The organism is Herbidospora solisilvae, from assembly GCF_009901565.1.
Lineage (GTDB): Bacteria > Actinomycetota > Actinomycetes > Streptosporangiales > Streptosporangiaceae > Herbidospora > Herbidospora solisilvae.
In genome coordinates this window covers 195,291-214,424 of sequence record NZ_WXEW01000002.1, presented here as the reverse complement: position 1 = coordinate 214,424, position 19,134 = coordinate 195,291, and the positions used below count along the sequence as shown (strand labels likewise).

Genomic DNA, 19,134 nt, shown 5'->3' with positions numbered 1-19,134 from the left:
GGTCACCTCCTGGGGTCGAGTGCGTCGCGGATGCCGTCCCCGAGGAGGTTGAACGCGAGCGTGGTGAGCAGCAGCAGCACGGCCGGGAAGACCAGCAGCCCGGGGGCCACCCGGTAGAAGTCGGTCGAGTCGGCCAGGATGGCGCCCCAGCTCGGGGTGCGCGGGTCGACCCCGAGCCCCAGGAAGCTGAGCGTGGCCTCGAAGACGATCGAGGTCGGGATGAGCAGCGAGGCGAGCACGGTGACCGGCGCGACCAGGTTCGGCAGCACGTCGATGACCATGATCCGCAGCGGCGAGGCGCCGAGCGACCGGACGGCCTCGGTGAACTCCCGCTCCCGGAACCCGATCGTCTGCCCCCGCACCACCCGCGCCATGGCCGCGAACGAGAAGAACGCGATGACGAAGATCGTCAGCGGCACCGACGCCCCCACGGCGGCGACCAGCACGATCGCGACCAGCAGGTAGGGGAAGCTCAGCACGACGTCGAGCACCCGCGCGAGCACCCCGTCGACCCACCCGCCGTAGAACCCGGCGAGCAGCCCGACGACCACCCCGAACACCGTGGCCAGCACGGTCGCGCTCAGGCCCACGAGCAACGAGATCCGCGCCCCGTAGGCGAGCCGGACGAACAGGTCCCGCCCGAGGCTGTCGGCCCCGAGCCAGAAGTCGGCACCCGGCCCGACGGGCAGCCCTTCGGGCGTCAGCGCGGTCGAGGGGTACTGCGTCAGCGGGTCGTGCCCGGTGATCAGCGCGAACAGCGGCGCGAGGATCGCCAGCAGGGCGACCAGCACGATCACGACCATCGACGCGACCGCCGCCTTGTCCCGGCGCAACCGCTCCCAGGCCAGCCGCCACGGCCCCTTGCCGTGCACGACCTCGACGTGGACGGGCTCCGCCTCGAAGGCGGCGTCGGTGAGACTCACCCGGCCCTCCCCTCAAGCCCCGGCTCCGCGCTCCGCAGGTGTTCGCCCGGTTCCACGGGGAAGTGGCAGGCCCACTGGTGGCCGTCTCCCAGCAGCAGCGGCTCCTCGACCGTGCACCTCTCCTGCGCCTTCGGGCAGCGGGGATGGAAACGGCAGGCCCGCGGCGGCGAGATCGGTGACGGCACGTCGCCGCGCAGGACCACCCGGTCCCTCGGCCGGTCGGGGTCGGCGACCGAGGCGGCCGACAGCAGGGCCGCCGTGTAGGGGTGCCGGGGGCGTTCGTACAGTTCCTCGCCCGGGGCGATCTCGACGATCTTGCCGAGGTACATGACGGCCACGCGGTCGCTGACGTACCGGACCACCGACAGGTCGTGGGCGATGAAGACGTAGGTCAGGCCGAGTTCGGTCTGCAGGTCCTTGAGCAGGTTCACGACCTGGGCCTGGATGGAGACGTCCAGGGCGGAGACGGGCTCGTCGCAGACGACCAGGCGCGGGTTCAGCGCCAGCGCCCGCGCGATGCCGACACGCTGGCGCTGGCCGCCGGAGAACTCGGCGGGGAAGCGGTTGTAGTGCTCGGGGTTGAGGCCCACGAGCGCCATCAGCTCCTTGACCCGCTCGCGCCGCGACGCGGCGGTGCCCTCGCGGTGGATGACCAGCGGGTCGGCGATGATCGAGCCGATCCGGCGGCGGGGGTTCAGCGAGCCGTAGGGGTCCTGGAAGACCATCTGCACGTCACGCCGCATGTCGCCGTCGAAGGTGATCTTCCCGGAGGTCACCTCGTACAGGCCGGTCATGCACCGGGCCAGCGTCGACTTGCCGCAGCCCGACTCCCCCACCACGCCGAGCGTCTCCCCGGCCTCGACCGACAGGCTGACACCGTCGACGGCGTGCACCCGGCCGACCTCACGCCGGAAGAAGACGCCCGACTTGATCGGGAAGTACTTCCGCACGTCGGAGACCTCGAGGAGGCTCATCGGCCCTCCTCCAGCCAGCAGGCGTCGGGGTGGTCTTCGGGGCCGATCATCGGCGGCTCCTCGATCGGGCAGCGCGGGATGCGGACCGGGCAGCGGGGGTGGAACGGACAACCGCCCGGCGGGCTGAGCAGGCTCGGAGGGCGGCCCTCGATGGGCGTGAGGCGCTCCTTGCCCTTGGGCAGGGAGTTGAGCAGGCCTCTGGTGTACGGATGCCGCGGGTCGCGGAACAGCGCCCGGCGGCCGGCCTTCTCGACGAGCTTGCCGGCGTACATGACCATGACGTCGTCGGCCATGTCGGCGATGACGCCCAGGTCGTGGGTGATGACGATCAGAGCGCAGCCCAGCCGCCCGAGGAGTTCGAGGATCTGGGCGCGGACCGTCGCGTCGAGCGCCGTGGTCGGCTCGTCGGCGATGATCAGCTCGGGATCGAGGGCCATCGCCATGGCGATCATCACCCGCTGGCGCATGCCGCCGGAGAACTGGTGGGGGTAGTCGCGGGCCCGCGCGCCGGGGATGCCGACCTGTTCGAGCCGCTCCCGGGCCACCGACCAGGCCTGCTCCTTGCCGACCCGGCGGTGCACCAGGACCGCCTCGGCGATCTGCCGGCCGACGGAGTACATCGGGTGCAGGCTGGAGAGCGGGTCCTGGAAGACCATGCCGATCCGGGCGCCGCGGATGCGCCGCAGCCGCTCGGCCGGCATGCCGATCAGCTGCTCGCCGTCGAACAGGGCCGATCCCTCGACCCGCGCCCCGGGCACCAGGCCCAGGAGCGCCTGGACGCTGACGCTCTTGCCCGAGCCCGACTCGCCGACGACGCCGAGCGTCTGCCCGGCCCGCACCTCGAACGACACGCCGCGCACCGCCCGCAGGTCGCCGTCGGGCGTCGGGAACGTCACGCGCAGGTCCGCGACCTCCAGGAGACTCATGACGCCAGCCAGAGCTGGGTGTAGTCGAACTGCTGGGTGAGCGGCGTGTAGAGGGCGTTGCGCACCCGCGCCGAGTGGAAGATCGGCACGTTCTGCGAGGTCAGCGGCACGATCGGAGCGTCGGCCATGATGCGGGCGTTGGTCTGCCGCCACAGGCCCTCGGCCTCGCCGACGCCGGGGGCGGTCAGTGCCCGGGTGATGAGGTCGTTGACGGCGGGGTCGTTGAAGGCGCCGTAGTTCGTCGAGCCCTCGGTGTAGTTCCGGCCGTCGAACAGCGGCACCACGATCGAGCGGGCGTTGTTGCCGTACCAGTCGGGGATCCAGCCGGGCGCGCCGATGTCCCACTTGCCCTCGCGGCTCTTCTGGACGCTCGACAGGTAGCGGCCGTAGAAGTCGTCGGGGGCGGTCGGGATGAGCTGGGTGCTGATGCCGCACTTGGTCAGGTCGCCGGCGATCGACTGGGCCACCTTCGGGTGGTTGCCGTTGGTGCGGTAGGGGAACTGCAGGTTCAGGTTGGCGACCCCGGCCTCGGCCAGCAGCGCCTTGCACTTGTTCACGTCGCCGCGGCCACCGGGGGTGGCGTAGGGGCGGACCGCGCTGTCGTACCCGATGGAACCCGGCGGGATCGCCCCGTCGAGCACGGTGTTGATCTTCGTACCGCCGTAGATCTGGGCGATGGCCGCCTTGTTGACGACGTAGTTGATCGCCTGCCGGACCTTCACGTTGGCCAGCGCGCGGTTGTTGTTGGGGCTCTGCATGTTGAACGCCAGGAACGGGTTCAGGGTCGAGCCCTCGTAGACCTTGTAGTCCGGGTTGCCGGTCAGGCGTGGGATGGCCGAGGTGGGCACCGGCTGGTCCCACGACAGGTCGGCCACGCCCGCCTCCAGCTGCTGCTGGACGACGTCGGGGCTGTCCTGGCCCAGGGTGACGAGGATGCGGTCGACCCAGCGGTGGCGTACCGGATCACTCGACTGCTTCCACACGGGGTTGTGCTCCAGCATGATCTGCCGGCCGGCGAAATAGGTGGTGATCTGGTAGGGCCCGGCGGAAATGGTGTTCTGCCGGAAGTCCGGCCCGTCGGGCACGTATTTCTCGTATTCGACCGGCGCGGCCGAGGCGAAACCGAGGGCCATGATGTTGAGGAAATCGCTGGCGGGCGCGGTGAGCTGGATCTTCAGCGTGGTCGGATTCACCGCCTGCACGCCCTTGATGCGGGTGGAGTTCATGAACTTCGCCATTCCGGCGGCCGTCTTCGGCTGCTTCTGGAACGCGGTGAAGAACTCCTGGAAACCCTCGATGGTCTGCGTGTAATAGGAGATTCCGCCCGACGGCTGCACCGGGTTGGCCAGCCGTTTCAGCCCCCGCTCGAAGTCGGCGGCAACGACCGGGCGCGGCGGGCTGGTGTTCCACATGACGTCGGGCCGGAGCGTGAAGGTGTACGTCCTCCCGTCGTCGCTCACCTTCGGCAGCGCGGCGGCGACGTCGGGGACCACCGTCCCGGCGACCGAGATGCCGCTCCCGGCCGGATAGGTGACCAGTTGCCGGGTCCAGGTGCGGCCGAGGTTGTAGGCGACGACCGTGTAGGACGACGACGGGTCGAGGTGGTCGACGTCGCCGGAGCCGACGACTCTGAGCATGCCGCCCTTCTGCGGCCCGCTCCCCGTCGCGGTGGTCTGACCGCCCCCGCAGGCTGCGACAACCATGGCGAGGGCCGCGACCAGCAGTCCGGCACGTTTCCTCATGGGACTCCATCATGTGAGCACGCCACCGATGGAGTCGCAAAACCCGTGCCAAGGGTCGGTCAGGACAGTTCGTCGACCGCCGACCGCACGTCGTCGCCGGTGATGGTGGTCAGCTCGGCCGAGGTCGCGCTGCCCTGCGCGGCCAGCCGGACGTCGCGCCGCATGGCCGCCCGCTCGTAGAGGGACCGGGCGAACCGCCCGTTGCCCAGGCCGTCGATGAGGCGCTCCTGGCAGACGTAGCCGAACACGTCGTTGAGGTCACGCGTGGCGGCGGCGTCGAACCGGTCGCCGGCGTCGGCGGCGGTCATCTCGGCGATCGCGGAGAGCTCCTGCGGCGAGTAGCTCGGGAACACGACCCGGCTGTTGAACCGGCTGCCCAGCCCGGGGTTGGTGGCCAGCAGGGCGTCCATCTCCCGTTCGTAGCCCGCCAGGATGATGACGAGCCGGTCGCGGTCGTCTTCGGCCCTCTTCAAGAGGGTCTGTACGGCTTCAGCCCCGAACGCGTCACCACCCGAGTATCCCGAGTTGACCAGCCCGTAGGCCTCGTCGATGAACAGCACCCCGCCGAGGGCCCGGTCGACCAGCTCGTTGGTCTTGATCGCGGTCGCGCCCAGATGTTGCCCCACGAGATCGGGCCGGGACGCCTCGACCACGTCGGGCCGGGCCAGCAGGCCGAGCGCCGAGAAGATGCGGCCGAGGATGCGCGCCACGCTCGTCTTGCCGGTCCCGGGAGGCCCGACGAACACGAAGTGGCGGGTCTGCGACTGCACCGGGAGCCCTTGCTCCTCGCGCATCCGGGCCACCCGCAGCTGCGCGGTGATGGCCCTGACCTGCCGCTTCACCGGTTCGAGCCCGGCCATGCGGTCGAGGTCGGCCAGGGCGTCCTCCAGCGTGGGGGTCGCCTGGTAGCCGCGGAACCGCGCGGTGATCTCGCCGAACGCCTTGGACACGTCGGAGGCCGTCGTCGTCACCAGGTCTTCGCCCCGGGGGGCTCCCCCGACGCTGATCACCCGCACGTCGCGGGCCTGCGCCGCCGCCTCCACGACGCTGCGCGCGAACCGCGCGTTGCCCAGTTCGTCGACCAGGCCGCGCCGGTGGACGTCGTCGAACAGCCCCAGCAGCACCGGCCGCGCGGCCGGGTCGAGCCGGTCGCCGCGTTTGGCCTGGAGCGCCTCGGTGATCTCCAGCAGCTCGGCCGGCTGGTAGCTGGGGAACCGGACGCGGGTGGAGAACCGGCTCGACAGGCCCGGGTTGGAGGCCAGGAACGCGTTCGTCTCCTTCTCGTATCCGGCCAGGATGATGATGAGCCGCTCGCGGTCGTCTTCGGCCCGCTTCAGCAGCGTCTGCACGGCCTCGTGGCCGAACCGGTCGGTCTGCCCGTCGCCGGAGTTGATGAGCGCGTAGGCCTCGTCGATGAACAGCACCCCGCCGAGGGCGCGGTCGATGAGCTCGTTGGTCTTGATGGCGGTCGCGCCCAGGAACTCGCCGACCAGGTCGGCCCGCTGGGCCTCGACGACGTAGGGCGTCTCCAGCAGGCCGAAGGCGTAGAAGATCGAGGCGAGGCTGCGGGCGACGCTGGTCTTGCCGGTGCCGGGCGGGCCGACGAAGACGAAGTGGCGCATCGGCGCGTCGGAGGTCAGCCCGGCCTCGCGGCGGAGCCGGGCCGCCTCGATGGAGGCCGCGATCGAGCGCACCTGCTCCTTGACGGGTTCGAGGCCGATCATGCCTTCGAGCTGGGCGAGGGCCTGCTCGACCGTTATCTGCGGCGGCCTGGTCTGGGTGTCGGCGTGGGCGTGGGGGTGGGGCGGCGGGCCGCCGGCGCGCACCCGCTGCTGGGCGGGCACCTCGGGCGGCGCCTGCCGGGCCTTGGCCTGGCGGGCCAGCACGAACCGCCACACGAGCACGACGGAGGCGGCGCCGTAGGCGCCGTAGAGCGCGGCCGGGTCGCTGACCAGGCGCAGCAGCATGCCGGCGACCGCCGCGGCGGTCAGCGCCAGCGCGGTGGTCAGCCACGGGGGCACCCAGCGGATGAGATGGGCGATGGCCGCCACGATGAAGCCCAGCAGCCACATCGGAATGAGCAGGAGGGTGCCCACGGCCTGGCTGTTGGCCATCTGAAGCGTGAACGTCGAGACCGGCGTCCACACCGCGACCACGATCATCGTCGCGGCGGCTCTGGGGAAATGCAGGGCCAGGACCGTGAACGCCAGGATCGTCAACGTGACGAAAAAGGTATAGAGCATATCCCAGCCGAGTCCGGCGGCCAGTGCCACCGAAGCGACCAGTAACCCGATGAAAACGACTCTTCGGGCGACCGGAGGAAGAGCGAAATAGCGCTGTCGCGCCTGCTCGAAAGCGTTTCTCGCAGCCACTCGCCCCGTGGGGCGGGCTCGGCCGTCCTCCCGCATCCTGCCTCCCCGGTCCGCCCCCGGTTATACCGCACGGGAAAGACGAATGGGTGGACCTAACGCGTGCGAGCCTGGTGGCGGCCGGGATATTCCCGGACCAGAACCTCACGCGGGGTGATCCGCAGAACGTCGTGGTCGGCGATCGCCACTCCGCGCACCTCGGCCCAGAACCGGGGGTCGCCGACGAACACGGCCACACGCGGGTCGCGCTCGACGGCCTCCCACGCCTCGTCCCCGGCGATGACGCGCATCTCACCCGACGGGCTGACCGACGTCACCGCGCTGACCGCGACGGAGCGGGGGCCGCCCGGCCCGGCGTAGGAGAGGACGACGCTGCGGGAGAAGGTGGCGGCGTGGCGCACCTCGTCGGTGAGGCCCGACGACGGGCCGAGGTCGGCGGGCGGGTGGTCGCGCGGCACGAGCGAGGATCGCGTCGGCCCCGGGGCCCCACGCCACCAGGCGGTCGCCGCCCTGACCGCGAACGCGACGGCGAACAGGCCGAGCGCGGCCCAGCCGGCCTGCCAGGCCCGCGTCCAGCCGGGCACGGCCCCGCCGGCGGCGACGCAGCCGGCCGCGACGACGAGCAGCACGAAGGCGGCGCCCAGCCAACGGTCGCGCCGCAACACCGGCCCCAGCACCGGTCCCGCACTGCGGTCCGGCCGGGACCATCGGCCGGCGAGGGCGAACCACAGCGGCACGGCGAGGGCGGCGAGCGCCACGCGGGGCCACGGCAGCGCGGCGAGGGCGAGGATGGTCCACCAGGCGCGTGCGGCGATCACCCACAGCGTGACGTCGGTGTCGCGGCAGGCGGTCGCGTCGCCGGGCACCCGGGCGAACTCGGCGAGGGCCCGCACCGGGCGGCCCCGCCACGCCTCCACCAGCAGCCGCAGCACGAGAATGGCCGGCGCGTTGAACAGCACGAAGCCGAGGGCCCCGGCCCACTCTCCGCCGGCCGCCGGGGCGAGGAACGAGCCGGTCAGGGTGATCTCCAGGGCGGGCATCCCGGCCACGCCGATCACATAGGCGGCCACCGTCATCACCGCGACGGTCACCGACACGCTCAGCCACAGGTCGCGCCCGAGCATGGCCGGGACCAGCGGCCACACCGTGATCCGGGCGGCCTGCCGCCAGGTGATCAGCGGAACCGCCGCGAGGACGGCGTAGCCGGCGATTCTGGCCTCCTGATAGAGGTCGAAGCCGAGCCCGGCGACCGAGACCGCCGTCAGAGCGACGGCCAGGAGCAGCCGGATCCGGCGCGACCACGTCTCCAGGGCGCGGCGGGCCCGGCCGGTGTCGCGCGGGTCGGCCTCCCAGGCGGGGTCGTGGTGGTCGCGGTGCCGGTCCCAGCGCAGGAAGGTGAGGCCCAGGTTGACGCGGGCCCCCGGCTGGGCGGGGTCGCGGCGCAGCGCCGCGCGGTAGCTCGCGGCGGCGGTGTCGTGGTCTCCCCTGATCAGGGCCAGATCGCCGGACAGGGCGTGGGGGCCGGGTTCGTCGGGGGCGTAGCGGACCGCGCGGCCGGCCTCCTCCCACGCTTCGCGCCAGCGGGCCGGGACCCGCCGGAGCGCGCCGGCCAGCCGGAGTCGCGCGGCCCAGGAGCCCGGCGCGAGCCGAACGGCCTCCTGGGCCGACGCGACCGCCTCGGAGTCGCGGCCGAGACGTTCCAGAGCGAGGCTCGCCAGGCGATGCCCCCACTCGCCGTGCGGATCACGATCCACCGCCTGACGAGCGGCCTCCAGCGCCTCTTCGGGCCGGTCACGGCGCAGTCGTGCCGCCGCGACCCCACACCAGGCCCGTGGATCGGCGCGGTCGCTCGGGGGCGGCACCTCGGACCCGGGTTCCCGCCGGGCACGGGAAGGGTGATCCTCGGCATCGCTCCCCACCCCCGAATGATCTGGTGCCGGACAGGGTGTGGCTAGGGCCCGGAATACACCTCTATCTCTCTAGAGAGGTCGCCCCTGAGTCAAGCGCGGCGCCAGCCACTTGACCGCCATGACGTAGCGGTGTTCAAGGTTGGCGTGGGTTCCGTCGAAGAGCTCGAAGAACACGTTCGCGGCGGGCACTCCGGCCTTCCGCACCTCCTCGTGGAAGGCGGTGGCGCCCATATCGAGGAAGTATTCGTCGTTTCGTCCGGCGTCGATCCAGACGCTGTGCAGGCCGCGGAGCGCCTCGGCGTGCTTGGGGGCCATGACGACGGGGTCATATTCCAGCCACCTCGACCACACCTCGGGAACCAATCTCCCGAGGTGGTCGAAGGGCATGTCAACCGAGCCGCCGGGGTTGGCGGAGTAGGAGGCGGCGTTGCCGTAGAGGATGACGATGTCGCTGCCGGGGCAGCGTCCGCCGGTGGCGTGGAAGCGGTCGAGGAACCTCTCCCAGGAGCCGTCGTACTCCTCGCGCAGGATCCGGGCGGCGGGCACGAACTCCCGGGGGTAGAGCACCTCGAACAGGGCGTCGCCCGCGTGGGTGGCCAGGGCGCCGAACAGGTCCGGGCGCAGCATCGGGGTGATCATGGCGCCGTAGCCGCCGCTCGACTTGCCGGTGACGGCGCGGTGCCCGGGCGCGGCGAGGGTGCGGTAGTGCCGGTCGACGTACGGCACGACCTCGTCGCAGAGGTAGGAGTGGTAGGCGCCGTGGCCGTGGGAGTCGACGAACTGGCCGCCGCCGAGGCGGGTCCAGGCGTCGACGTAGACGACGATCGCGGGCGGCGCCTCGCCGTCGGCGAAGACCCGGTCGAGCATCTCGGGTACGGTCCGCCGCCAGGGCTGGCGGTTGCCCCACATGACGACCTGGCCCGAGTAGCCCTGGATGACGTAGATCGTCGGGTAGGCGGCCGTGCCGTCGTCGTAGCCGGGCGGGAGGTAGACCCACAGGGGGCGTTCGTACGGGTCGCCGAGCGGGTTGTCCCGCAGGACCTCGCTGACCACGGTGACTCGATCGACACGTCCAGACATTTCTGCATTCCAGGGCGGCATGCCCATCACACTATGACGGGACTTATCGGGACACTTGGGCGGAGACCGAGTCTTGGCAACCGCCTGAGTGATCTTCGGTGGATCACCTAAGCTGCGCCTCATGTTCCCGAGGGCCGACCCGAGAGCGGACCGGTGGGCGATCCTCGCGCTGCTGTGCTTCAGCCTGCTCCTGATCGCCGTCGACGCGACCGTGCTGCACATCGCCGTGCCGGCGCTGACGTCCGCGCTCGAACCGACGGGTGTGCAGCTCCTGTGGATCATCGACGTCTACTCGCTCGTGGTCGCGCCGCTGCTGGTCACGTTCGGCACGCTCGGCGACCGGTTCGGGCGGCGGCGGCTGGTGCTGCTCGGTTACGTGGTCTTCGGGATCGCCTCCCTGGCGGCGGCGTTCGCGGCCACGCCCGAGGCCTTGATCGTGGCGCGGGCGTTCCTCGGCGTCGGCGGGGCCATGATCATGCCCGCGACGCTCTCGATCATCCGGCAGGTCTTCACCGACCGGCGCGAACGCGCCATCGCCCTGGGGGTCTGGAGCGCGGTGGCGGCCGGGGGCGCGGCCGTCGGGCCGGTGCTCGGCGGGGTGCTCGTCGAGCACTTCTGGTGGGGCGCGGTGTTCCTGATCAACGTGCCGCTGCTGGTGGTCGCGCTGCCGCTGGCCGCCCGGCTGATCCCCGAGGTCACCGGGCGCCACGGCCACTCGTGGGACTGGCCGAGCGCGCTGCTGTCGGTCGTCGGCGTGCTGGCCGTGGCCTTCGGGCTCAAGGAGGCCGGCTACGGGCACACCGTGGGCCGGGGCGCGGCCGTGCTGATCCTGCTGGCCGGGATCGCGGTGCTGGCGTGGTTCGTCGCCCGCCAGCGGGCGCTGGCCGCGCCGCTGCTCGACCTCGGGCTGTTCGCCAACCGGGGGTTCGCGACCGGGGTGGCGTGCGTGTTGTTCGCGGTGTTCGCGCTCGTGGGGCTGGAGCTGCTGCTCGCGCAGTACCTCCAGCTCGTGCTGGGGCTGCGGCCGCTCGACGCCGCGCTGCGGATGGTGCCGCTGATGGTCGCGGCGATCGGCGGCGGCCTGGCGGCGGCCCATGTGCTGCAGCGGATCGGGCTGCGGGCCACCATGAGCGGCGGGCTCGCGCTGACCGCGTTGTCGCTCACGCCCACGCTCGGCTGGGGCGTCGAAGACCACCCCGTCACGCTGACGCTCTGCTTCGTCGGCATCGGCTTCGGCATCGAGGTCGCCCTGCTGGCCGCCTCCGACGCCATCATGTCGGCCGCGCCCGAGTCGCGCGCCGGCGGCGCCGCCGCCATCGAGGAGACCGCCTACGAACTCGGCGCGGGCCTCGGCATCGCCGTCCTGGGCACGGTCACCACCGTCGTGTACGCGCCCCGGCTCACCGCCGTCGCCGGGGTGCCCGAAGGGCTGCTCGCGCAGGCCAGGGGGTCGCTCGCGGCGGCCGCCCACGTGGCCGGGGAGGCGGGCGGCGCGGCCGGAGCGGCCCTGCTCCAGGTGGCCCGGTCGGCGTTCGTGTCGGGGCTGCACGCCGCCGTCGGGGTGAGCGTCGTGTTGCTGCTGGCCAACGCGTTCGTGGTGGCGGTGCTGGTGCCCGGACGTGAACGCCGGCGGGAAAAGGAACGTCTCTCCGTCTGACATATGAGGGTTGGTTATGGGGCAATTGCCTCGTAAAGCCATCCCATAACCCCCCAGAATGAGTCCCGTGAAGAAAACCTTCATCGACCTCGCCACGCTCGCGGCCCGCATAGGCGTCGGCGGGATCTTCTTCGCCAACGGCTGGGCCAAGCTGCGGGCCGGCCTGGACGCCACCGAGACACAGTTCCTCCAGCTCGACGCGCCGATCCCGTCGTTCTGGGCGGCCGCCACCATGCTCATCGAGCTGCTGGGCGGCGCGCTTCTCATCGCCGGGCTGGCCGTGCCGGTCGTCGGCGTGCTGCTGTTCGCCGAGGCGCTCGCGGTGTTCATCCTGGCGGCCGGCGACACCGGCCTGCCCCTGACGGGCGGCAGCGTGCAGCTCGTCGTGGCGCTGGGCGCGGCCTCGGTGCTGCTGTCGGTGAACGGCGGCGGACGGCTCTCGGTCGACCACATGGTGATCATCAAGCGGCGCGACGCCGAGGCGGCCGACGAGATGGCGGCCGACATGGAGGCCGACACCGTCATCAACGCGCTGCGTGAACCCAAACGGAGCGAACCGACGCCCGGTGCACCGGCGCAGTCGAAGCCGTCGCCGGATTCGGAGCGCACCGACGCGCACAAGGGCCCGGTCACCTTCCCCAACCAGCCCGACGAGCCGACCGCGCCGCATCCCAAGCCGAAGCCCGCGCCGCGCAAGCCCCGCCGGGACACCACGACCGAGAACCGCAGCGAGCCGGCCGCCGGCGGCGAACCGGGCGACACGCTGGTCGCGGGCCGCCGGAGCGGCAAGCCCGAATAGGCTTCGGGTCACCCGGTCGTCGCGGCGCGAGGCGGGCGCGACCGGCCGGCGCCGGGTGCGGCCGGTTCGGGGGCGGCGGGCGGTGCCAGGGTGGGCGGAGCCGTAACGGAGAGAAAATGACGACGCTTCCGGTGATCGACGTGCGCCCGCTGCTCGACGGCGGGCCCGCTGAGCGCACCGCCGCCGAGATCGAGGCGGCCTGTGTCGACAGCGGCTTCTTCTACGTCTCCGGGCACGGCGTCCCCGCCGGGCTGATCGGCGAGCTCGACGACTGTGCGCGGCGGTTCTTCGCGCTGCCCGAGGAGGCCAAGCTCAAGATCGCCATGGCGCGCGGCGGCCGGGCCTGGCGGGGGTTCTTCCCGGTCGGCGGTGAGCTGACCTCGGGGAGGCCCGACCTCAAGGAGGGCCTCTACTTCGGCGCGGAGCGCGAGCCCGACGGGCGGCCGCTGCACGGGCGCAACCTGTTCCCCGAGGAGATCCCCGAGATGCGCGGCGTGGTGCTGCGTTATCTCGCCGAGCTCGAACGGGTGGCGCAGGCGGTGCTGGGCGGGGTGGCCCTGAGCCTCGGGCTGCCCCGCGACCACTTCTCGGCCGGGTCGACGGCCGATCCGACCGTCCTGTTCCGGATCTTCCACTATCCGCCCGGCGTCGACGACGCGTGGGGCGTCGGCGAGCACACCGACTACGGGCTGCTGACGCTGCTGCTGCAGGACGCCAACGCCGGGTTGCAGGTGCGCACGTCGACGGGGTGGGTGGACGCGCCGCCGATCCCCGGCACGTTCGTGTGCAACATCGGCGACATGCTCGACCGGCTCACCGGCGGCCACTACCGCTCGACGCCGCACCGGGTGTACAACGCGACCGGCCGCGACCGGTTGTCGTTCCCCTTCTTCTTCGACCCCGGCTGGGACAGCGAGCTGCCGCCGCTGCCGCCCACCGCCAAGGGCTTCCGGCGGTGGGACGGGCAGGACCTGCGGGCGTTCACCGGCACCTACGGCGACTACCTCCTGGGGAAGGTGTCCAAGGTGTTCCCGGAGCTGCGCGACGAGGTGATCTGAACCTTTCACCTGGCCCGGACGGGCCGCAACCTCGCCCGATGGCCCTGGACCAGGCCGGGATCTCCTTCGCCCCGGCGGATTACGGGCCCGCCGGAACCGCCCGGCTTTGACCTCGGCGCTCGGAGGATGCTGCATTCGCGGTGGCCCGATGTCCCAAGCTGAGGAGAAACGGTGATAGCTGCCGCGACACTGGCTCGCCGAGTGATGACACTCGGATCCGTACTGGTCACCACCGGCGCGCTGGCCCTCGTGGGCCTGGCGCAACCCGCCGCCGCGTCCACCGTCACCCTGCAGGGGACGGTGGACTGCACCAGTTCCAACAACTACGGGGACACCCGCGACTGGTATCCCTCGGCGGTGAACCTGTACACCTCACCGGCCACTCCGGCGCCCGGCCTGGTCGCCGTGCCCGCCACGAAGGCCTTCTCGTTCACCCAGACCCTCCCGGCCGGGGCCACCTCGGCCGGGGTCACCGCCCTGTGCAGCAGCGGCCACTACCCCTACGGCGACTTCTCGGGGTCGTCGAGCGGCTTCACCATCCCCGCCGGCACGACGAACGTCGTGGCGACCTGGGGCTGCTCGGCCCAGCCGGTCAACCCCGGCCCGTGGCTCACCACCTGCACCGTGACGTCGGTGTCGTTCAGCTAGAGGAGGCCGTTGCGGGCGATCACCTCGCGGTACCAGTGAGCGCTGGACCGCGGGGTGCGTTCCAGGGTGTCGTAGTCGACCCTGACCAGGCCGAAGCGCTTGTGGTAGCCGCGGGCCCACTCGAAGTTGTCGAGCAGCGACCAGACCAGGTAGCCGCGCAGGTCGGCGCCGCGCTCGATGGCGTTGGCGGCGGCGCGGAAGTGGCCGTCGAGGAAGGCGATCCGGTCCTGGTCGTCGACGGAGTCGGGGTAGGCGGCGCCGTTCTCGGTGATCATCAGCGGCACGCCCGGGTAGTCGGCCGACAGGCGGACCAGCAGGTCCTCCAGGCCCTGCGGGATGACCTCCCAGTTCATCTCGGTCGGTTCGCCGCGCGGCGGCAACCAGGCGATGCCCTCGCAGCCGGGGAACTCATCGTGGCCCTTCGACGCCGGGTCGGCGGCCAGGCGGTTGACGGTGTAGTAGTTCACGCCGAGCAGGTCGATCGGCTCGTAGGGCAGGTCGCCCAGGTCGGTGAACTTGGCGATGTGGGCGGCAACGTCGTCGGGGTAGCGGCCGTCCTTCAGCGTGGGGTCGAGGAACAGGCGGTTGGCCAGGCCGTCGGGCAGCGTCGTCACGTCGGGGTCGCCGACCATCGGGGTCAGGTTGAGCGTCAGGCTGACCTCTTCCGCGCCGCCCGCGCGCAGGGCGCGCACGCCGAGCATGTGGGCCGTGAGCAGGTGGTGGGCCACGGTGAAGGCGGCGGCCGGGTCGGCGACGCCGGGCGCGTGGCGGCCGGAGCCGTGGCCGACGAAGGCGGAGACCCACGGCTCGTTCAGGGTGGTCCAGGTCCGGACGCGGTCGCCGAGGCGGGCGTGCATGATCGCGGTGTACTCGGCGAAGCGCTCGGGCGTGGCCGGGTCGCGCCAGTCGAGGGCGGCCGGGAGGTCCCAGTGGTAGAGCGTCGCCACCGGTTCGATGTCGGCGGTGAGCAGGGCGTCGACGAGGCGGTCGTAGAAGTCGAGGCCCGCCGGGTTGGGGTCGCCGCTTCCGGAAGGCTGGATGCGCGGCCACGCGATCGAGAAGCGGTAGGCCTTCAGGCCGAGGTCGGCCATGATCGCGACGTCTTCCGGATAACGGTGGTAGTGGTCGCAGGCGACGTCGCCCGTGTGGCCGTCGGCGGTCTTCCCGGGGGTGTGCGAGAAGACGTCCCAGATGGAAGGTCCTCGGCCGCCCTCGTCCACCGCTCCTTCGATCTGGTACGACGCGGTGGCCGCACCCCAGCGGAAGCCCTCCGGAAACGTGATCAACGTGTGCTCTCCCTGATCGTGAGACGTGGTTCCAGCAGGATCGACCCCGCCGGCAACCCGTCGAGCTTGGCCATCAGCAGCCGGACCGCCTCCCTGCCGAGTTCCTCGGCCGGGATGAGGACCGAGGTGAGCCGGGCCCGCTCGGCGATGTCGTCGGGGCAGATCGCGACGACCGACACGTCCTCCGGCACGGCCCGGCCCAGAGCGCGCAGCGCCCCCAGCACGTGGCCGACGGCCGCCTCGTTGTGCACGACCACCCCGGTCAGCCCGGGGTGGGCGTCGAACAGCAGCTTCACCGCCGAGGCGACCTCGTCGTAGGTCTCCGCGCACGGCACCGCGACCGCGTGGAGGTCGCGTTCGGTCGCCTCCGCCAGGAACCCTGCCCTGGTTCGTTCGGCGAAACCCGTGCCGCGTTCGTAGACGACCCCGGGTGCGCCCAGCAGCGCGATCTCGCGGTGCCCGCGCTCGGCCAGGTGGGCGGCGCAGATGGCGCCCGCCCGGTGGAAGTCGAGGTCGACGCAGGTCAGGCCCTCGGCGTCGGCCGGGAAGCCGATGAGCACACTCGGTTCGGCCAGGTCGCGCAGCAGCGGGACCCGGGTGTCGCGGACCTCCACGTCCATCAGCAGCAGCCCGTCGACCATGGCGCTGGCGGCCACCCGGCGGATGCCGTCGGGGCCCTCGTCGGCGGTCATCAGCAGGACGTCGTGGTCGTACTGCCGCGCGGTGGCGACCACCGAGGTGGCGAACTGCATCAGCACCGGCAGGTTCATCCCGGCCCGCAGCGGCAGGACCAGGGCGATCACGTTGGCGCGTTTGCTGGCGAGGGCGCGGGCGCCCGCGTTCGGGTGGTAACCGAGCACCCGGACGCTGTCGAGCACCCGCTGCCGGGTGGTGGCCGAGATGGCGCGTTTGCCGCTCAGCACGTACGACACCGTGGAGACCGCCACCCCCGCGTGCCGGGCGACGTCGGCGATCGTCACCGTCCTCACGCGTGGAACCTCAGCGTGGTCACGGTCACTCCCTCGTTCTCGCACACCAGATAAACATCGCGTACTCCGGTCACCGGCGAAAGGTGCGCCCGGGTCTCGACTGGATCAAAACGGGAGGTCGTGCGGGGCACCGCGAGGGTGGCGGCGATCTCGCCGAGGGGGTCGCCGAGCCGGAGGGTGACCATGCCGCCCTCGTCGCCGGCGGCGGTGACGACGGCCGTCGTCTCCCCCGCGAGGGCCACGTCGCGGAACCGCACCCAGGCCCCCGGCTCCGCCGACCTGACCGCGTCGCCCCGGTCGCGGGCGGCCTCGCAGAGGGTCATGCCGTCGTACTCGTCGCACGCGGCGGCGTCGAGCAGGGAGGGGTCGCGCGGCGGGACGGTCTCCCCCGGCAGGTGGAAGCGCGCGCACACCCTGATCGCGCCGCTCGACGGGCCCGCCTGGGCCTTGCAGGGGGCGTCCTCGACGACGAAGCGGTCGCGGGTGACGTCCCAGAAGGCGAGGTCGCGCAGCGGCACGGTGACGCCGACCCGGCGCGACTCGCCGGGCGCGAGCCGGACCTTCACGAACCCGCGCAGCGACCGCACGGGCTGCTTGACCCGCGAGCGGCACTGGTGGGTGTAGAACTGCACGACCTCCACGCCCGGACGGGCGCCGGTGTTGGCGATTGTCACCTCCAGGCGCAGCGTCTCCTCCCCCGGCACGGCGGTCAGGTCGGAGTAGCCGAACGTGGTGTAGCTGAGGCCGTGGCCGAACGGGTAGAGGGGGCTGCCCCGGAAGTAGAGGTAGGTGGCGTCGGTCGTGATGATGTCGTAGTCGAGCAGGTCGGGGAGCTCGCACGCCGACCGGTACCACGTCTGGGTGAGCCGCCCGCCGGGGTCGGCGTCGCCGAAGACCACGTCGGCCAGGGCGTGGCCGTACTCCTGGCCGCCGTGCGACGACCACAGGATCGCCGGCACGTGCTCCTGCGCCCAGTTCAGCGCGAACGGGTAGCCGCTGGAGACGACGAGCACGGTTCGCGGGTTGGCGGCGTGCACGGCCCTGAGCAGGTCCTCCTGGAGCCGCGGGAGGGCGAGGTCGGCGCGGTCCTCGGTCTCGCGGCCGTTGACCAGCGGATGGTCGCCCAGCACCACGACCGCGACGTCGGCCTCGGCGGCGAGCCGGGCGACCCGCCCAGCGCCGCTCTCGACCGTCTCCACGACGAAGACGGCGGCGTTCTCGGGGTCGTCGGCGAGTCCGAGAACGCCGTCGCTGATCCCGACGTAGCGTCCGGTGAAGATGTGGCGGAGGACCACGCCCCTGAAGCGGTCCTCCATCCGGAACGTCTGCCGGACCTCCCAGCCGCTCGGCCCCGGCTGGTCGTTGACGAGCACGCCGTCGTCGCCGACGCCGACGTGCCGGCCGTTGGGCACGCTGCGCAGCGCGACCGCGCCGCCGCCCCAGTCGAACAGGTCGAACTCCGCCGACGGGCCGGTGGTCAGCGGCCCGCCGGTGGTCTCCGCGCTGGCCGAGACGTAGCCCTCCTCGGCGCGCAGCACGATCCGGTCGACGCCCTCGCACCACAGGACCTCGGTGCGCCCGGCCAGGCCCGCGCGGGCGGTGACCTGGTAGGGCAGCGTGCCGCTGTACCAGTCTTCGAGCAGCACGTCGGACAGCGGCCCGACCACGGCGACCTTCGTGGCCGCCGCCAGCGGCAGCAGGCCGTCGTTCTTCAGCAGCGTCATCGACTCGGTGGCGGCCTCGCGGGCCAGTCTCTGGTGCTCGGGCCGGTTGACCACCGCCTCGGTGATCTCGAGGAACGGCTCGTTCGGGTCGAACTCCCCCAGCCGGACCCGGATGGAGAGGGCGTGCCGGACGGCGGTGTCGACGTCGGACTCGTCGATCAGGCCGCGCCGCAGCGCCTCCCGTACGTGGCCCAGCGTCGCGGCGGGGTCGGCGTCGTCCTGGGTGAAGCTGTCGAGGCCGGCTTTCAGGGCGTGGGCGTAGGCCTCCGCCGGGTCGTCGTAGTAGGCCTGGACGCCGAAGAGGTTCGCGGGGGCGTAGGCGTCGCTGACCACCAGCAGGTCGTCGCGGGCCCAGGTGCGCAGCACGTCGTTGATCAGCGGCGACAGGTGGGCGGGGCGGCCGTTCACCAGGTTGTAGCTGGGCATCACCGCCACGGCCGCGCCCGCCTCGATGGGGGCGCGGAAGGCGCGGAGCTCGTATTCGTGCAGGACCCTCGGCGGGAGGTTGCTGCTGGTCGCGCAGCGGTCGGTCTCGTTGTTGTACGCGAGGAAGTGTTTCAGCGTGGGGGCGGTCTTCATCACCCGGCCGTCGCCCTTGAGGCCCGAGGCGTAGGCGGTGCCCATGACGCCGGTCAGCCAGGGGTCCTCGCTGTAGCCCTCCTCGTTGCGGCCCCAGCGCGGGTCGCGTAAGGGGTTCACGACCGGCGCCCACACGTTGCGGCCTGCGCCCGACCGGTCCTTGCGGTGGAAGGCGACGACCTCGTCGGCGGTGGCCGCGCCGACCCGGCGGACCAGCTCGGGGTTCCAGGTGCTGGCCAGGCCCACGGCCTGCGGGAACACCGTCGCCGGGCCGAGCCAGGCCAGGCCGTGCAGGGCCTCGGTGCCGGTGCGGAACGGCTCCAGGCCGAGGCGGTCGACGGGCGCCTGGTACTGGTGCAGCAGTGCGATCTTCTCGTCGACGGTGAGCCGGGCCACCAGGTCGGCGACGCGTTCGGCGACCGGGCGCGCGGGGTCGCGGAAGGGTTCGCTCATGGACACGTCCTCGGTCG

Annotated in this window: 14 protein-coding genes; 4 read left to right on the top strand and 10 right to left on the bottom strand. The window is 72.1% G+C overall.

Going from position 1 to position 19,134, the window contains the following annotated elements:
* Positions 1 to 2: 2 nt before the first annotated feature.
* The 7 genes from GT755_RS06675 to GT755_RS06645 all read right to left on the bottom strand — a co-directional run bounded on the left by GT755_RS06675 (position 3) and on the right by GT755_RS06645 (position 9,924).
* A complete protein-coding gene (locus tag GT755_RS06675; RefSeq protein WP_161478850.1) occupies positions 3 to 923 on the bottom strand; it encodes an ABC transporter permease in 921 nt (306 codons plus the stop codon).
* Positions 920 to 1,897: an ABC transporter ATP-binding protein gene (locus GT755_RS06670; protein ID WP_161478849.1), complete on the bottom strand. Its 978-nt coding sequence runs from the start codon at positions 1,895 to 1,897 to the stop codon at positions 920 to 922. The genes GT755_RS06675 and GT755_RS06670 overlap by 4 nt, the downstream gene beginning before the upstream one ends.
* Positions 1,894 to 2,823: an ABC transporter ATP-binding protein gene (locus tag GT755_RS06665; protein ID WP_161478848.1), complete on the bottom strand. Its 930-nt coding sequence runs from the start codon at positions 2,821 to 2,823 to the stop codon at positions 1,894 to 1,896. The genes GT755_RS06670 and GT755_RS06665 overlap by 4 nt, the downstream gene beginning before the upstream one ends.
* Positions 2,820 to 4,565, bottom strand: coding sequence for an ABC transporter substrate-binding protein (locus GT755_RS06660; protein WP_161478847.1), 1,746 nt, complete (start codon positions 4,563 to 4,565; stop codon positions 2,820 to 2,822). Before GT755_RS06660 ends, GT755_RS06665 begins: the two co-directional genes overlap by 4 nt.
* Positions 4,566 to 4,624: 59 nt before the next feature.
* On the bottom strand, positions 4,625 to 6,808 hold the full coding sequence (locus GT755_RS06655) for an AAA family ATPase (protein ID WP_407929400.1): 2,184 nt from the start codon (positions 6,806 to 6,808) through the stop codon (positions 4,625 to 4,627).
* A gap of 221 nt (positions 6,809 to 7,029) precedes the next feature.
* Positions 7,030 to 8,796, bottom strand: a complete 1,767-nt coding sequence (locus tag GT755_RS06650; RefSeq protein ID WP_202609734.1) for a tetratricopeptide repeat protein — start codon at positions 8,794 to 8,796, stop codon at positions 7,030 to 7,032.
* Between the two features lie 117 nt (positions 8,797 to 8,913).
* A complete protein-coding gene (locus GT755_RS06645; protein WP_235966173.1) occupies positions 8,914 to 9,924 on the bottom strand; it encodes an alpha/beta hydrolase in 1,011 nt (336 codons plus the stop codon).
* A gap of 121 nt (positions 9,925 to 10,045) precedes the next feature.
* Here GT755_RS06645 and GT755_RS06640 point away from each other — a divergent pair, with 121 nt between their 5' ends.
* From GT755_RS06640 to GT755_RS06625, 4 genes are all read left to right on the top strand, one after another.
* Positions 10,046 to 11,581: an MFS transporter gene (locus GT755_RS06640; RefSeq protein WP_161478843.1), complete on the top strand. Its 1,536-nt coding sequence runs from the start codon at positions 10,046 to 10,048 to the stop codon at positions 11,579 to 11,581.
* A 67-nt stretch (positions 11,582 to 11,648) separates the two neighbouring features.
* Positions 11,649 to 12,380 (top strand): DoxX family protein, encoded by a 732-nt coding sequence (locus tag GT755_RS06635; protein ID WP_161478842.1) that lies wholly within the window; start codon positions 11,649 to 11,651, stop codon positions 12,378 to 12,380.
* Between the two features lie 116 nt (positions 12,381 to 12,496).
* Entirely contained in the window at positions 12,497 to 13,438 is a 942-nt protein-coding gene (locus GT755_RS06630) for an isopenicillin N synthase family dioxygenase (RefSeq protein WP_161478841.1), read from the top strand.
* 204 nt (positions 13,439 to 13,642) lie between these two features.
* Positions 13,643 to 14,086, top strand: a complete 444-nt coding sequence (locus GT755_RS06625) for a hypothetical protein (protein ID WP_161478840.1) — start codon at positions 13,643 to 13,645, stop codon at positions 14,084 to 14,086.
* On the opposite strand, the gene GT755_RS06620 is transcribed toward GT755_RS06625, so the two are convergent.
* Genes GT755_RS06620 through GT755_RS06610 form a run of 3 tightly spaced genes read right to left on the bottom strand, consistent with a single transcriptional unit; the run spans position 14,083 to position 19,117 of the window.
* Positions 14,083 to 15,372: a GH1 family beta-glucosidase gene (locus tag GT755_RS06620; protein WP_161478839.1), complete on the bottom strand. Its 1,290-nt coding sequence runs from the start codon at positions 15,370 to 15,372 to the stop codon at positions 14,083 to 14,085. The genes GT755_RS06625 and GT755_RS06620 overlap by 4 nt on opposite strands.
* Entirely contained in the window at positions 15,369 to 16,352 is a 984-nt protein-coding gene (locus tag GT755_RS06615) for a LacI family DNA-binding transcriptional regulator (protein WP_285584000.1), read from the bottom strand. Before GT755_RS06615 ends, GT755_RS06620 begins: the two co-directional genes overlap by 4 nt.
* Positions 16,353 to 16,357: 5 nt before the next feature.
* The gene (locus tag GT755_RS06610) at positions 16,358 to 19,117 is read right to left on the bottom strand and encodes a glycoside hydrolase family 3 protein (protein WP_161478837.1); all 2,760 of its coding nucleotides are present in this window, start codon (positions 19,115 to 19,117) and stop codon (positions 16,358 to 16,360) included.
* Positions 19,118 to 19,134 lie beyond the last annotated feature (17 nt).